The 15,148-nt window shown below is 38.4% G+C and carries 18 protein-coding genes and 2 pseudogenes; 16 read left to right on the top strand and 4 right to left on the bottom strand.

The features are described 5' to 3' along the window. Positions 1–166 precede the first annotated feature (166 nt). The 3 genes from ACIQXU_RS12095 to ACIQXU_RS12085 all read left to right on the top strand — a co-directional run bounded on the left by ACIQXU_RS12095 (position 167) and on the right by ACIQXU_RS12085 (position 1,675). Positions 167–322, top strand: a complete 156-nt coding sequence (locus tag ACIQXU_RS12095; RefSeq protein WP_402989550.1) for a hypothetical protein — start codon at positions 167–169, stop codon at positions 320–322. 23 nt (positions 323–345) lie between these two features. Next, on the top strand, positions 346–1,014 hold the full coding sequence (locus tag ACIQXU_RS12090; protein ID WP_402989547.1) for an SOS response-associated peptidase: 669 nt from the start codon (positions 346–348) through the stop codon (positions 1,012–1,014). Between the two features lie 328 nt (positions 1,015–1,342). Beyond that, positions 1,343–1,675: a hypothetical protein gene (locus ACIQXU_RS12085; RefSeq protein WP_402989545.1), complete on the top strand. Its 333-nt coding sequence runs from the start codon at positions 1,343–1,345 to the stop codon at positions 1,673–1,675. Between the two features lie 126 nt (positions 1,676–1,801). Here the strand turns inward: ACIQXU_RS12085 and ACIQXU_RS12080 are convergent, their stop codons facing one another. Continuing rightward, a complete protein-coding gene (locus ACIQXU_RS12080) occupies positions 1,802–1,963 on the bottom strand; it encodes a Spo0E family sporulation regulatory protein-aspartic acid phosphatase (RefSeq protein ID WP_402989809.1) in 162 nt (53 codons plus the stop codon). 233 nt (positions 1,964–2,196) lie between these two features. Here ACIQXU_RS12080 and ACIQXU_RS12075 point away from each other — a divergent pair, with 233 nt between their 5' ends. Then, positions 2,197–2,469, top strand: a complete 273-nt coding sequence (locus ACIQXU_RS12075; protein ID WP_402872569.1) for an HU family DNA-binding protein — start codon at positions 2,197–2,199, stop codon at positions 2,467–2,469. 140 nt (positions 2,470–2,609) lie between these two features. Here the strand turns inward: ACIQXU_RS12075 and ACIQXU_RS12070 are convergent, their stop codons facing one another. Beyond that, the gene (locus ACIQXU_RS12070) at positions 2,610–2,810 is read right to left on the bottom strand and encodes a cold-shock protein (RefSeq protein ID WP_402872572.1); all 201 of its coding nucleotides are present in this window, start codon (positions 2,808–2,810) and stop codon (positions 2,610–2,612) included. A gap of 670 nt (positions 2,811–3,480) precedes the next feature. On the opposite strand from ACIQXU_RS12070, the pseudogene ACIQXU_RS12065 reads away from it, so the two are divergent. Next, positions 3,481–4,699 (top strand): annotated as a pseudogene (locus ACIQXU_RS12065) (sugar phosphate nucleotidyltransferase); the annotation flags it as partial. A gap of 201 nt (positions 4,700–4,900) precedes the next feature. After that, positions 4,901–5,131, top strand: a complete 231-nt coding sequence (locus tag ACIQXU_RS12060; RefSeq protein ID WP_402872577.1) for a GDP-mannose 4,6-dehydratase — start codon at positions 4,901–4,903, stop codon at positions 5,129–5,131. A gap of 34 nt (positions 5,132–5,165) precedes the next feature. On the opposite strand, the gene ACIQXU_RS20950 is transcribed toward ACIQXU_RS12060, so the two are convergent. Beyond that, positions 5,166–5,360, bottom strand: a complete 195-nt coding sequence (locus ACIQXU_RS20950) for a hypothetical protein (protein WP_483878351.1) — start codon at positions 5,358–5,360, stop codon at positions 5,166–5,168. A gap of 228 nt (positions 5,361–5,588) precedes the next feature. Next, positions 5,589–5,909 (bottom strand): annotated as a pseudogene (locus tag ACIQXU_RS12050) (glycosyltransferase family 2 protein); the annotation flags it as partial. A 331-nt stretch (positions 5,910–6,240) separates the two neighbouring features. Here ACIQXU_RS12050 and fbpA point away from each other — a divergent pair. From fbpA to ACIQXU_RS12000, 10 genes are all read left to right on the top strand, one after another. Further along, positions 6,241–6,402: a Fur-regulated basic protein FbpA gene (gene fbpA / locus ACIQXU_RS12045; protein ID WP_402872581.1), complete on the top strand. Its 162-nt coding sequence runs from the start codon at positions 6,241–6,243 to the stop codon at positions 6,400–6,402. Positions 6,403–6,463: 61 nt separating this feature from the next. Next, complete coding sequence (locus tag ACIQXU_RS12040; protein WP_402989542.1) at positions 6,464–6,664, top strand: Fur-regulated basic protein FbpA; 201 nt, start codon at positions 6,464–6,466, stop codon at positions 6,662–6,664. A 187-nt stretch (positions 6,665–6,851) separates the two neighbouring features. Then, positions 6,852–7,283 carry a hotdog family protein gene (locus ACIQXU_RS12035; protein ID WP_402989540.1) on the top strand — a complete coding sequence of 144 codons (432 nt, stop codon included), beginning with the start codon at positions 6,852–6,854 and terminating at the stop codon, positions 7,281–7,283. Further along, complete coding sequence (locus ACIQXU_RS12030) at positions 7,283–8,620, top strand: sigma-54 interaction domain-containing protein (protein ID WP_402989537.1); 1,338 nt, start codon at positions 7,283–7,285, stop codon at positions 8,618–8,620. The genes ACIQXU_RS12035 and ACIQXU_RS12030 overlap by 1 nt, the downstream gene beginning before the upstream one ends. 387 nt (positions 8,621–9,007) lie before the next feature. Continuing rightward, complete coding sequence (locus tag ACIQXU_RS12025) at positions 9,008–10,162, top strand: acyl-CoA dehydrogenase family protein (protein ID WP_402989534.1); 1,155 nt, start codon at positions 9,008–9,010, stop codon at positions 10,160–10,162. 16 nt (positions 10,163–10,178) lie between these two features. Then, on the top strand, positions 10,179–10,607 hold the full coding sequence (locus ACIQXU_RS12020) for a hotdog family protein (RefSeq protein WP_402989531.1): 429 nt from the start codon (positions 10,179–10,181) through the stop codon (positions 10,605–10,607). Then, on the top strand, positions 10,598–11,398 hold the full coding sequence (gene menB / locus ACIQXU_RS12015) for a 1,4-dihydroxy-2-naphthoyl-CoA synthase (RefSeq protein ID WP_402989529.1): 801 nt from the start codon (positions 10,598–10,600) through the stop codon (positions 11,396–11,398). Before ACIQXU_RS12020 ends, menB begins: the two co-directional genes overlap by 10 nt. 18 nt (positions 11,399–11,416) lie before the next feature. Beyond that, a complete protein-coding gene (locus ACIQXU_RS12010) occupies positions 11,417–13,069 on the top strand; it encodes an AMP-binding protein (protein WP_402989527.1) in 1,653 nt (550 codons plus the stop codon). Positions 13,070–13,105: 36 nt separating this feature from the next. Next, positions 13,106–13,852 carry an SDR family NAD(P)-dependent oxidoreductase gene (locus ACIQXU_RS12005; protein WP_402989524.1) on the top strand — a complete coding sequence of 249 codons (747 nt, stop codon included), beginning with the start codon at positions 13,106–13,108 and terminating at the stop codon, positions 13,850–13,852. 114 nt (positions 13,853–13,966) lie between these two features. After that, complete coding sequence (locus ACIQXU_RS12000) at positions 13,967–15,145, top strand: acyl-CoA dehydrogenase family protein (protein ID WP_402989521.1); 1,179 nt, start codon at positions 13,967–13,969, stop codon at positions 15,143–15,145. Positions 15,146–15,148: the final 3 nt, after the last annotated feature.

Genomic DNA, 15,148 nt, shown 5'->3' with positions numbered 1-15,148 from the left:
TGCCCAATGATAAGGAATGGGTCCTGGAAACATGGTCATATTTGTCCAATTTGAAAAGGAACAAGGAGCAATGAAACAAGGGGGACGATCACTAATTCGTTTTGTTTTTACCTTTGGTGGATAATGTATATAATACGGGTAACAACCAATTGAAGGGAGACTTATTATGAATGAATATAAAGTGACAGTGAAGAATGGAAGTATGGTAATTCTGACGGATGTTATCAAAGCTGAAGATGAAAGGGAAGTTCTAGGTACACTATTGATTAACAGTGAATTGTTCAATCAATCATTTACCGATATTAATATTTTAGAGCTTTAACATAAAATACAGTAGGTGATAGTATGTGTGGACGGTTTACCCTTTTTACGGGCATTGAAGAAATCATTGATCGCTTTGATATACAGTCTGCTTTTAATGAAGAGTACCAGGCAAGCTATAATGTAGCTCCGACGCATTCCGTTCTATCTGTCATTAATGATGGTAATAAGAACCGGTTAGGATATCTCCGATGGGGATTAATTCCGTTCTGGGCTAAGGATGAAAAAGTTGGCTACAAGATGATAAATGCCAGGTCCGAGACAATTGCCGAGAAAGTCAGTTTCAGGAATGCTTATAAAAAGAAACGGTGCTTGATTCTTGCCGACTCCTTTTATGAGTGGAAGAAGGATCCTGAACGTAAAATACCAATGCGGATTAAACTTAAGAATAATGCTCCATTTGGAATGGCAGGTCTATGGGAATCATGGAAATCAAAGGAAGGTACGGTTTATTCTTGTTCAGTTATCACCACGACGTCAAATGAATTGATGACAAGCATTCATGATCGTATGCCGGTCATTCTTAATCCTGAAGATGAAAAGGTTTGGCTTGACCCGACCATTCAGAATACGAACTATCTCCAACAATTCCTAAAGTCTTTTGACGCCGAACAAATGGAAGCGTTTGAGGTATCATCGGATGTGAATTCTCCTAAAAACAATTCCTCCAACCTCATAGAACGGATTTGTTGAGAACTTTTATTATGTAAAACAATATACGGCATATTTTGATAGAAATCGGTCCATACCAATTCTAGCCTATTGAATTGCTGAAAAGTTGTTATATGATATAGTTGACAGAAAAAAATTATCTATGTGACAATCCGGTTTAAACCGGTAGTGTTTTCTGTTTCAATAAGATAAATGGGAGTGTAGATCATTACTACATTCATCATTCATATCTAGTTAATTCAACCTTAACTCTTGCAGTTAGGGTTTTGTTTTTGCCTATGTAGTAAAATTCAAATCAAGGATGTTCACTGTTATTTAGATACCACACACATATTGAAATGAGTTGTATATGGGACAAGCCTTTAAAATACACTTAGGGAGAACCTCATTAGAATCTTCAAGTGTAACTCCTTTCCTTTTGTTAGAGGATGGAAGAGGAGACGGGGCTATTTCCAGTGATGGTAAAATCATGGGCACCTATCTTCATGGCATCTTTCATAATCGTCTGTTTACTAGGTCTTTATTCAATCAAATTCGTCGGGAAAAAGGGTTGGATGAAGTAAAGGATAATGTGCAAAGTGATTCAGAGCGACGAGAGGAAGCGTATGACCTCTTGGCTGCCCTTTTGGAAGAAGATATTGATATGGATACAATCTATCAATGGCTGCAAATCGAAAATTAAAGATGACACCTGGAAATATAGATGGTTACATACTCTAGCAGAAGAGAGTCTAGAGTATGTAATTTTGTAATGGAAAGAGCCCTGTTGCCTATACATAGATATAAAACGTTTTATTTTACTGATAGCTTATTGGTTCTTGGTTATGTAAAGGTTATGTAAAAGTAAGTTATGCAGCTTATCAAGTTCTTGGCTTATATGTAAAGTTTTTGGAGCGGTGAATCCATGGTTAAAAGCTGTATAGATTAATTCCTTCCTCAAAATTTCTATTTTTGTATGTAGTAGTTCCATACTTTCCAATGAAAATCCCTCAAGTTCTTATACTTTTTTGTCATGTATCTATTATTACATAAATTAGGATGACTTGCCGGTATTTTGCTTCAAATTGATTTCTACCATCAAAATGCATAAGATAAGGATTAAATTTCCTTTTTTCGGCCATATTAAGTGACAGACCTTTAGTTAATATGGTATGGTGTGTTTTCTACATACTTTATAGAATTAAAAGGATGAGGTGTTTTAATATGAATAAAACAGAATTAGTCACAACTGTAGCAGCACAAGCAGAATTAACAAAAGACGACGCTAAAAAAGTAGTGGATGCATTGTTTGAGACAATCACGACTACGCTAGCCAAAGAAGAAAAAATTCAATTAGTTGGATTTGGTACATTTGAAGTACGCGATCGTGCAGCACGTACTGGTAGAAATCCGCAAACAGGTGAAGAAATACAAATTGCAGCTAGCAAAGTTCCTGCATTCAAAGCGGGTAAAGAATTAAAAGAAGCCGTAAAATAAGGGGTTCCCTTTATTTTCAAATCTCTGGAGTTAGTTAGTCTCCAGAGATTTTTTTGTTTTTTAATTGCTACATAAGTGGATTTTATTGATTTAGAGCATAAAAACAGGCCCTGATTTTCAGGGCCTGTTTATTAGTTTAATTAAAGTTTGTTTACGTTTGTTGCTTGAGGCCCACGTTGACCTGATTCTACTTCAAATTCAACTTCCTGGCCTTCTTCAAGAGATTTATACCCTTCCCCTTGAATAGCTGAGAAATGAACGAATACGTCGTCTCCATTTTCACGCTCGATAAATCCAAATCCTTTGTCACTATTAAACCATTTTACTTTTCCACGTTCCATTTAAGTACCTCCTAGCATGGTAAAACCTGCATTATTATCTTACATCATTATAATATCCATTTTAAAAGCATTTAAACTTAAAAAATAAATTTCCTTCAAATAAAGGTAGATCATTTCTTTACTTTTTCTTCTTATGATGAAGTATTTTTTTGAACGTTATAAAATGAAATGTAATAAATTCCATTCGTAACTGATTTGATAAGTGGTTTAACACCATGTAAACGTTGCCTTGGTATTAGATATTAATAGCGATTCTTGGCAATGGAACAGTGACATTAGCAGGTGACGTCTTATTAAATGCTGGAGATTTCGTCGGATTATTTTATGAATCTGATGGGGTAACTTTAGGAATTGATTTAGGCCGAGATGATAATAGTATTGTTTGGTCAGCTCATCGCCTCATTCAAATTAGAGAAAGACCTTGTTAATAAGCTTCTAATGTTAGGATGATATCCCTTAGTGGGCGATCTTCCTTTTTGTATTTAGGCTAGATAGTATTGGAAAATAGCTATGAATGTGAAAAATGAATGACAATATATAAAATATAAGCAGGAGAAGTATATTATACATAATTCAGAGAAATTCAAATTTGCTCTTTCTATATCAGAAGAGGTAAATTGTCATATCAATGTGAAACGTTTTACACTAAATGTCTATAGGAGTGAAAGATTTGCGCCTTATTTTATTATCTGGAGGTTCGGGAAAGCGCCTCTGGCCTTTGTCGAATAGTTCCCGTTCTAAACAATTTTTAAGACTATTGCCATCTGAGCAAAAAACAAATTCAAAAGTATCTATGATTCAACGTGTGTGGAACCAACTGGAAAACGTCAATCTAGCTGATCGTACGATTATCTCCACAAATAAATCTCAGGTTGATATGATAATTAGCCAATTAGGTAATGATGTACCTCTGATTATGGAACCAAGTCGAAGAGATACTTATCCGGCTATTGTTTTAGCCTCTCTATATTTATATTCAGTAGAAAGTGTAGACCCTGAGGAAGTGGTTGGAGTTATGCCCGTCGATCCTTTTGCAGGAGATGAGTTTTTCGAGCATATGATTACTTTAGAGAAGGTTTTGCAACAATCAATGGCTGATTTAGCTTTAGTAGGTATTGCACCTACTTACCCATCAGAAAAGTATGGTTATATAGTTCCTATTGCCTCACAAAATACAAAACATGAAGAAGCTTTTCAAAGAGTGAGTTATTTCACAGAAAAGCCAAATCATGACAAAGCTAAGCAATTGATAAAAGAGGGAGCATTATGGAATGGTGGGATTTTTGCCTTTAAGCTGGGATTTTTATTAAATTATATTAAAACGCAGGGACTTCCACTTAGCTATGCTGAAGTATTTAACCAGTTTAATCGGTTACCGAAAAATAGCTTTTGATTATGAAGTGGTTGAAAAATCAAATAATATTATTGTTGTCCCTTATAACGGTGAATGGAAAGATCTTGGAACCTGGAATACTCTTACAGAGGAAATGAAAACGCCGATAGTTGGCAAAGGAAGTATTGGTCCGGATTGTCGAAATGTCCATGTGATTAATGAATTGGATATACCTGTATCTGTTTTGGGTGTTTCAGATCTTGTTGTGGTGGTTAGCCCTGATGGAATTCTTGTTACAGATAAAGAGGCCAGCCCAAGAGTCAAGGAAATTTCTCTTCAAATTGAAGAGCGTCCGATGTATGAAGAGCGTCGATGGGGTTGGTACCATGTATTGGATTATACAAAATTTGATGAAGCCAATGAAGTTCTAACTAAGAGAATTGGTATAACAGCTAATAAAAACATCAGTTATCAGAGACACTTCCATCGTAGCGAAGTCTGGACAATTATCAATGGAACTGGGTTATTTGTTCTTAATGATATAATCCGGGTTCTTTATAGTCCTACTTCCATTCAAAGCAGAAGGTTAATGGTTAGTATGGACGTCTCCCCTCTCCTTAATTAAACTCCAGATATTCAACAGTAATAAATTCATATATAAAGGTTACCTTCTGCTTATTTTTATTGACTGTTATCGTTAAAGCCGAATGATTTTTTTATGTAAACTAAAAAAGCATACGATTTGTAGAAGAAGCAGATGAAAAGTGCAATAATTACTGGGCAGGATGGAGCTTATTTGGCTCGCTTTTTATTAAACAAAGTATATGGGCTAATGGCTCGGAGAAGTACAAGTACAATTTGGAGATTAGCATTTCTGGAAATTCAAGACGAAGTGGAATTAATTGAAGGAGATATGACTGACCTAGCTTATTTAATAAAGGCGATGGAAATTTCCAAGACAGATGAATTGTATAATTTAGCAGCATAGAGTTTCATTGGAAAATAATGGGAATAACCTATGCTTACAGCAGATGTAACAGGGGTGGTGTCGTCAATTTATTGGAAGCGATATGGTTTACCAATCCTGCCGTAAAGTTTATCAAGCATCGACAAGCGAGATGTTTGGATTGATCCAAGAAGAAAAACAATCCGAATCCACTCCTGATTGCATCTAAATCCACCTTATTTAAAATTTCTTCGATACTATTTGAATCCATGAAATCCAATGACTGTATAGCTTTGCTAATCCGTAAGGACTTCTCGGATAGAAAGCTGGTGAAGTGGGGCTGCAATTAGCGAAGAAAAACAAACTAGCATTAGTACATGTTAGACCCTTTAATCGTTTTGGGACTGGTCAAGCGGAAGGGTTTGTTGTGAGCGATTTTTCAGCTCGAATTGCCAAATAGAATATGGTCTAGCCTAGCCTGTTATTTATGTAGGGGATTTTCGTCACTATAAAGCAAGGTGAGCATGGATTGTAGCCAATTTTGTGTCACGATTGTATCATTATTTAAAAATAAAACCGTATCGCCCGTTGCAATATTAAGTCCTTGGTTACAGCCTTTTGCAAACCCAGCGTTCTTTTCATTGAAGATGGTCTTTAAAGAGGGAATACTTTTTAAATGGTCGACTGTCCCATCTGAAGAGCCATTATCAACGACGATAATTTCTATATCTTTGTCATCGGTATGTTTTTTAATGCTGGTAAGGCACTGTTTGGTTAAAGGTAATTCGATATATGTGAGAATAACAATACTGGTTTTCAGTATTACCTCCACCTTTCATAGTTAATATTCAATTAAATATATGTGGGCGTTAAAGATTTAGTGAATCCTTCCAGGTGTTCGTTAAGCGATATAGGTGGAAAAGATAGAAATTTCTTAGGACAAGATCATGCATCAATCTGTAATCCATACTTGACAAATGGGTTTAATGAGTTTAGTATTTACTTACAATTATTAAGACTGCTGACCAGATTACTGGAGGCTTCCCATTCAAGAGGATTAATGGTTGAATGGAAAGCCTTTTGCATTTTTATGCCTTTGAATGATTAAATTCATATGGGAACAAAGGACGAATCAAAGGAGGAAAGAAATATTGGGGATATTGCTTGAAAAGACTTTAGAAAAGAAAAAGTTTCTAATTGATCAATTAATAAGTAAAGGCATTTATAAAAAAAATAATATACATCTATATGAATTAAGGTTATGTGAATTAGAAGAAGAGTATCTTAAAATTCAAATCCAAGAAAATAAATAGATTATGGACGTGGAAATACATGTAGGTATTTTAAATATGTGATAAAAAAGGAGAGGGTTGTGTGGGGGATACGATAAGGAAGGGTATGGAAGAAAGACGAAAAAAGTTAATTAATAAACTGTGTATCGCTTATCAAGATGAAAGCATGGAGCAACTGTTGAAGTTATCTTTAACTGAATTAGAAAATATGCATAGCAAACTTTTGTTAGAATACCATCCACATAATGATGTAGGTTCTCTTCGCTGGTCGAAAAAGAAATAAACTCATTTTTGTAAACGCTTTCTTACTGTGCCTGGATAGGTAGCATCCATTAAGGATGCTGCTTTATTATTTGTTCGGAACGTTGTAATTTGCATTCTATTTCGGCTTTCCTTTGTTTTGAAAACCATGTATAGTTATTGTTATATAATTGAATATTTTGAAAGTTCAAATAGGAAGAAGGGGAAGCATGAACTTATCGATCTCTGAAATGTTCATCGGGCAGATTGCAAGGTTGCAACGTACATTTAGTATTTCAGACGTAAGGATATGTAGTGAATTAACAAATGACTATAGCCCGATTTATCAATTGAATAAAGAGGAGTGGAAAAGCAATTACGACCAGCCAGTCATTCCTGGTCTCCTAACGGAAGGGTTAATCACCCAAGTGATTAGTGAAAAACTTCCGGGTAGTGCCTGTGTTTTATTACAAAAGGAATTAATCTTTTATCATCCAGTGCACGTTGGTGATTTAATTACGGCGGAACTTGAAGTAATTGATATTAATATCGATAGAAATTGGGTTACACAAAAGGTCACTTGCTATAATCAAACGGGAATCGAAGTGATTAAAGGACAAGTTGTGATTCTACTCTTAAAAAATGATCAAGTTGTTTTGTGATGTATATGGAAAAAGTGATAAATGAATTAAAAAGTTGGGGCTCAATAGAAGTGAACCTAAAAGGGAAAGTACTTGGTGCTAGTCCAGATTTTTTAGAACATTTTAGTGTAATGAAGGATGAGGTAATAGGTAAATCAATCATGAATATCATTCAAACCTCTCTGAAAAGTCCTTTAGAAAGTCGTGATCCGAGGAAAGTCTTCTCTGGTGTCATTTTTGGACATGCGTGTTTTATTAAGATTACTAGAAAAGATCAAAATAACGTTTATCACGTCATCATACGGCAAGAAGAGTTAGAATATACCGATTTGTCATTTTATGCAAATGCATTGGAAAAATACAAAAATAGGAAAAAATCCAGTGTTGAAACAAATCAGTATGATTTCGAAGGGATTATAGGAAATAGTCCTGCAATCGAACGGATTAAGGAACTTGCGGCTAGAATTGCAATAAGCAATTCAACTGTACTCATAACTGGGGAAACGGGAACAGGAAAAGAACTGTTTGCTCAAGCAATACACGGTTTGAGTACAAGAAAGGCCCACCCTTTCATACCCATAAATTGTGCTGCCATTCCGGACGAATTATTTGAATCTGAGGTCTTTGGGTACGAACCTGGTGCCTTTAGTGGAGCAAAAAAGGAGGGGAAGCCAGGGAAAATAGAATTAGCTCAGAACGGTACGCTTTTCTTGGATGAAATATCAGAGCTTCCTTACCAGGCCCAAGGAAAGCTTTTACGTGTTTTGCAGGAACGGGAAGTAGAAAGACTGGGTGGAACAGGGAGTAAAAATATCGATGTTCGCATTATTGCGGCAACGAATAGGGATTTAAAAACGCTCATACAAGAAGGAAAGTTTCGTCAGGATTTATATTATCGTTTGTATGTGTTTGAATTGAAACTTCCATCATTGAGAGAGCGAAAGGAAGATATTCTTCCATTAGGCTATTATTTTATCAATCACTTCAATAAGATTTTAGGATGTGATGTAAGGGAGATAGATCCCACGCTTCAAGAATGGTTGACTTCCTATAATTGGCCTGGGAATGTCCGTGAGTATCAAGCATTTATCGAACGCGGGATGAATTTTGCTGAGGGGGCGACATTGAAAATGGATTCTTCACTTCTGGCTCCTCACATGAATGTGCGAGACTCATATGACGGCTCAAAAGAAAACGCTTACTTTGGGAGTTTGGATGAAGTGGTAAGAAATGCTGAAGCATTGGCTATCCGGCATACATTAAAGGAGTGTGGCGGAGATCGTTCTTTAGCCGCTCAAAAACTTAAGATTCATATTGCGAGCTTATACAGAAAAATATCGAAGTATAACCTGAAATAGCATGGTTATTAAATGGTTTTTACACAAAGGGGCTGTCTAATAAGTCCTTATTCCAGTGAATTTCGCAAAAACAAAGAGGCAGAAATGTTGTTAAATCAACGTTTCTGCCTTTTACTATTTATTCAATTTCGGTGTAATTACACCTTTTGGGACAGCCCCTTTGTGTTTCGCATTTCTGTTTTGCAAGTTTGCGAAAAGTAGTGAAACTGATAAAATACTTTTCTTTTAAAAGCCTCTAAAGCACAAATCCATCTTGGCACGCATCTTGCAATATAGAATAGCAACAAGGGGGAATTCTCTCTTCCGTTTAAGAGGGATATGTAGATTCGTTTTGAACAGTTGATGTTTTTCACCAGACTTACAATTCTGAAAAAAGGGAGGAATAAGATGATGGATTTTACATTTACGGAAGAACAAGAGTATTTTCGAAAAATGTTGAAGGAATTCGCAAAAGAAGAATTGCTGCCACACTATACTAAGTGGGACCGAGAAGAAGTCACGCCAAGGCATTTGTGGAAGAAGCTTGGTGAATTAGGGGTAAATGGTTTGCGCATCCCCATTAAGTATGGGGGTAGCGGAGCTGACTGCGTCACCACCGGGATTGCTGCTGAAGAGATAGGGCGTGGGGATTTCAATCTAACCTATGCAGTCATGCTGAATGCATTGATTGGCGAAATTATAACCAATCATGCTAGAGAAGAATTGAAAAACGAATGGTTACCCAAGATTGCAAGTGGGGAGAAGATTGTTGGCATTGCCATTACGGAGCCTTCAGCGGGTACAGATGCCGGGGGAATCAAAACAACTGCGGTACATAATGGAAATGTATATGTCCTTAATGGTGAAAAGTCGGGAATAAGTGTAGCGACTTGTGCAGATGCTTTCGTTTTATTCGCCAAGACAGAACCTGATTTGGGGAATCGAGGAATAAGTGCATTCATTGTTCCATCCGATCTTCCTGGAGTGGAATGCAAAGGGTACAAAGACATGGGGAATATACCAATTGGCAGGGGCTCCATTTATTTGAATGATGTTGAAGTTCCAGAGGAATATATGATTGGACTTCAAAATAAAGGTTTTTCCCAAGTGATGAATGGGTTTGACCTAAGTCGTTTATTAATCGGGCTGCAATGTGTAGGGGCTGCTTCGCAAAGTCTCGATGAGACGATTGAACACGTTAAAGTAAGACAATCTTTTGGTAAACCATTGGCGACATATCAAGGGGTTTCATTCCCCATCGTGACTCATTTTACCCAATTGGAATTGGTGAGATGGCAGGCTTATCGTGGACTTTGGCTTCGTGACCAAGGATTGAAACATAGTAAAGAATCGGCTTCCGTAAAGTGGTTAGGCCCCAAATATAGTGTGGAAGCCATTCATGAGTGCCTATTGTTGAATGGGCACTATGCTTATACGAAGGAAATGCCCTTAGAACAACGTATGCGGGATGTGATTGGATTAGAGATTGGTGATGGAACTGCACAAGCCAATATGATGGTCATTGCAAAAGACATTATCGGAAAAGAATTCCGGTCTTATTAGGATAGTGGACGAAGGAATGGATCATTTAAATCGCTATTTTATCGGTCAAATCGCCAGAGTGCAAAAAACCTTTACAGAAGATGATGTGACAGGGTGGAGCTCACTGACACATGATTACAATGATGTGTATGGTCTTGATATTTCTAAAAGGGATGGAAGGTCCTCGATGGTCCCAGGAATTTTAAGTGAGGGGCTCATTACGGAGGCAATCAGTAAGGAATTACCTGAAGGACCATGTGTCATCATTCAAAAAGAACTGGTGTTCATTCAACCGGTACAAATAGATAGCACGATTACTGCCGAAATAGAGATCATTGATGTCGATATCCAGCGACATTGGATAACGATGAAAGTGAGATGTATGAATGAACAGCGTATTGACGTCATTCAAGGGAAAATCATGATAAAGCTATTAAGTGAGGGAGGAATTAAACGATGGAATTAACTGATGTTTTATATGAAAAAATGGAGGGCATAGCAAAAGTTACGATTAACCGTCCTAAAGTCTACAATGCTTTTCGTGCAAGAACGATCCAGGAACTAATCTGGGCTTTCCGTGACGCATGGGATGATAACAGAATTGGTGCAGTAATTTTGACAGGGACCGGTGAAAAGGCGTTTTGTGTCGGTGGTGATCAAAAAGAAAAAGGAGAAGAAGGAGGGTATGATCATTCCGGTGGCTTAGGAGGTGGGATGGGATTAGAAATTGAAACCCTGCACCAAACCATTCGAAACATCCCAAAGCCTGTCATCGCGGCAGTGAATGGATATGCCATTGGAGGAGGCCATGTCCTACACGTCATCTGTGACTTGACAATTGCATCAGAAACGGCAAAATTCGGGCAAAGTGGCCCAAAAGTAGGGAGTTATGATGCAGGATTTGGTTCTGCGTATCTTGCCCGGATAGTCGGTGAAAAGAAAGCGAGGGAAATTTGGTATTTGTGTGAACAATATTCCGCACAGGAGTCAAAAGAGATGGGACTTGTGAATAAAATCGTCCCTGCAGATCAGTTGCAACATGCGGCAAAAGAATGGGCGATGAAGATTCTTGAGAAGAGTCCGACTGCATTGAAAATGCTTAAGTATTCCTTTAATGCTGATAGTGCAAACATCCAAGGGATATCCCAGTTATCGATGGGTAGTTTAGCGATGTTTTATAACACACCAGAATCAGAAGAAGGAAAAAATGCTTTTCTTGAAAAAAGGCCAGTGGATTTTAAACAATTCAGAAGATGATGAAGGGGATGAACTCTATTGAAATTCGATACGATTTTGAGTCAGGAATATGTGGAAAAATACCAATCTATTTGGCCAAATCGAACGATTCTGGATTATTTACATGATGTGATAGAGAACAATCCGGAGAAGACGGCAATCATTGATAAAAAAAGCCGTTATACGTATAAGGAGTTAGGAAAGCTGGTCGATCGGGTCGCTTTAGGTCTCATTCATATAGGAATGGGAAAGGGAGACGTCATCTCTTTTCAACTACCAAATTGGAATGAATTCATTATTCTCCATTATGCCGTCACTCGGATAGGGGCGATAAGCAATCCCTTGATTCCCATTTATCGTGATAGGGAAATTGGATTCATGGTGGAGATGGCGGAATCTAAGATGATTGTGGTTCCGGATCGTTTCCGTGACTACTATTATCCTGACATGATTGAGAGGCTAGCTCATCGGTGGCCTTCATTAGAGCATGTTTTTGTGGTCGGTGAAGAAGTACCGAATGGAATGAAAGCGTTCTCTTCCCTACTTGAGGAACCATGGGAAGAGCGGATGGATGTTTCCATTCTAGATGCCATCAAGCATGATCCGAACGATATTACAGAAATCATCTTCACCTCGGGAACGACCGGGAGTCCAAAAGGGGTCATGCATACACATAATACGCTTTGTGTATCAACAAATTATTGGATTGACCATCTGCGTTTAACATCGGATGACGTGCTCTTCATGGCATCCACCTTTGCCCATCAAACGGGATTTGGGTATGGTGTGCGGTTACCTACCCATTTTGGAGGTACTGGTGTCTATCAAGACATTTGGAACCCGAATGAGTTTATTGAGTGGATCGAGAAGGAGAAGATAACGTTTACTGCGGGTGCAACACCCTTCCTGCAAGATACCGTTCAATTGGAAGGGATAGAAAGGGGTCATATTCAATCTCTTCGAGCCTTTGTAGCTTTAGGTGCCCCAATTCCTAGACAGCTTGTGAGAGAAGCGAAAGAAAAAGTCCCATTCAAAATATTGTCGGGATGGGGACAAACGGAAAATGGTTTAGTGACATTGACAAGACTTGATGATTCGGAAGAAAAGTTAACGAGTACGGATGGAGCCCCTTTTCCCCATATGGAACTCAAGATAATCGATTTTAAAGGAGAAAGTTGTCCTCCTAATGTAGAAGGTGATTTACTCGCAAGAGGCCCTGCGATGTTTGTCGGGTATCTCAAACGAATGGAAGACACCATAGCGGAACATAAGAATGGTTGGTTCATTACCGGGGACCGGGCGGTAATGGACGAGGATGGATATATCCGAATTTCCGGTAGAAATAAAGACATCATCATTCGAGGCGGAGAAAATATTCCGGTTGCATATGTAGAAAACGTATTATACGAACATCCCGATGTTTCAACCGTACAGGTTATTGCTGTACCTGATACACGCCTTCAGGAAAAAGCATGCGCTTGTATCAGCATGAAACCAGGGAAGGTTCCCATTACAATGGATTCAATGAAGGAATTTCTCTCGAAGAAAGGCTTAGCTAAACAATATTGGCCAGAACAGCTCGAAATTTTGACGGAATTTCCACGTACCCCAAGCGGGAAAATTCAGAAGTTTCGTCTGAGGGAAATGATAAATGAAAAGATTGGAGACAACATTTATGGCCAGGGTAAATGATCGATTAAAAGATAATGAGAAATTGGAGGGATTGATATGACTAAACGAGTCGCATTTATCACGGGGGCCGGAAGTGGCATAGGTAGAGAAATCGCAAAAAAACTGGCTTCAAGAAATATGAGAGTGATTGTGGCAGATATCAATAGTCAGAATGCGGATGAAACGGTTACTTTAATCGAGCGGGAGGGGCATGAAGCTAAATCCGTTTATTGTGATGTAACGAATTTGGATAGTGTAAAAAAAGCTGTGGAAGATTCGGTGGGCCATTATAAAAAGATTGATGTATTGGTCAATAACGCAGGGTGGGACAAGGTAGAACCGTTCTTAAAAAGTGATCCAAGCACGTGGAAAAGACTCATCGATATTAATTTACTCGGCCAAATTCATACGTGTAAGGAAATTTTACCGCTTATGATAGAAAATAATTATGGGAAAGTAGTCAATATTGCTTCAGATGCTGCAAGGGTCGGCTCTAGCGGGGAAGCGGTCTATTCCGCAGCAAAGGGTGGTGTCATTGCTTTCACGAAGACAATTGCAAGAGAAATGGCCCGTTATAAGCTTAACATCAATTGCATTGCCCCAGGACCAGCGGACACTCCATTATTTCAAGAGATTGGTTCGTACAATGAAGGGATCACAGGGGCCTTGGTAAAGGCGATACCATTCCGTCGTTTGGCTCAACCGGAGGATATTGCGGGTGCTGTTGCGTATTTTGTTTCGGATGAAGCGGGATACGTCACAGGGCAAACCCTATCTGTCAATGGAGGATTAACGATGGCTTAACAAGCCCAATGAGTAAGGGTTTTCCTTGTAGAGTTGAATGACCTGTAAAGAATGCATGTTTCATAGAATGGAAGGAAACTAGATAGGGAATGACTTATGAAGGGAGTGGATTTTTTGGATTTTGAATTTTCAGACGAGGTCACCTTGTTAAAACAGGGTATCCGAGAGTTTATTGATAATGAGGTAGAGCCACATGCTATGTTAATTGAAGAAAGTGATGAAATTCCAGAAAGCATTTTACGGAAGTCCAAAGAAATTGGTCTATTTGGTCTTAGTATTCCTGAGTCATATGGTGGACTGGGAATTGATATGGTGGGAAAATGTGCCATTCTGGAAGAGCTAGGGAGAACGCATAACGGCTATACCACTGTCATTGGCGGACATACGGGGATCGGTGGCGTCGGAATAGTAGAGATGGGAAATGATGCACAGAAACGAAAATATCTTCCCGATATGGCATCGGGTGAAAGAATCGGGGCTTTTGCTTTAACTGAACCCAGCGCAGGATCGCATGCTACCAATCTTAAAACGACCGCGATTAAAAGAGGTGATAAGTATATCTTGAATGGGAGCAAGCATTATATTACCAATGCGCCTATTGCGGACATTTTTACAGTCATGGCAGTTACGGACCCATCAAAAGGGGCAAAGGGCATCACTTCCTTTATTGTCGAAAAAGATTTTCCTGGATTCCACATAGGAAAAATCGAGAAGAAAATGGGTCTTCATGGATCGCATTCTTCAGAGATTTTTTTCGAAGATTGTGAGGTGCCTGTTGAAAATGTTTTGGGTGATGTAGGGCAAGGGTATGTTAATGCATTGAAAATTTTAGCAAATGGACGTGCGGGAATGGCAGCAAGAAACTTAGGTTCGTGTGATAAGTTACTTGAGATGTCGATTGAATTTGCTCATATGCGAATTCAATTCGACAAGCCAATCTTTGAGCAGCAAGTCATTCAACATTACTTGGCCGAGATGGCATTGGATACGGAAGCTCTCCGTTCAATGACTTATCGTGTAGCGTGGATGGTAGATCAAAAAAGGAACGTTATTAAAGAAGCAGCCATGGTTAAATTATTAGGGTCGGAAACGTATAATCGGGTGGCAGACAAAGCTCTCCAAATACATGGAGGGATTGGCTATATATCTGAATATCCAATCGAACGTTTTTATCGGGATGCACGTATTACCAGGATTTATGAAGGGACTTCTGAAATTCAAAAAAATATCATAGCGGCACAGCTGCATAAGCAATACCAAAGAAAATCAGGGAGTCAAAGGATAGGGGTATAGAGC

The sequence above is a fragment of the Peribacillus sp. NPDC097284 genome (genome assembly GCF_044761765.1).
Taxonomy (GTDB): Bacteria; Bacillota; Bacilli; order Bacillales; family DSM-1321; genus Peribacillus.
This window is presented reverse-complemented; position numbering and strand designations above follow the sequence as displayed.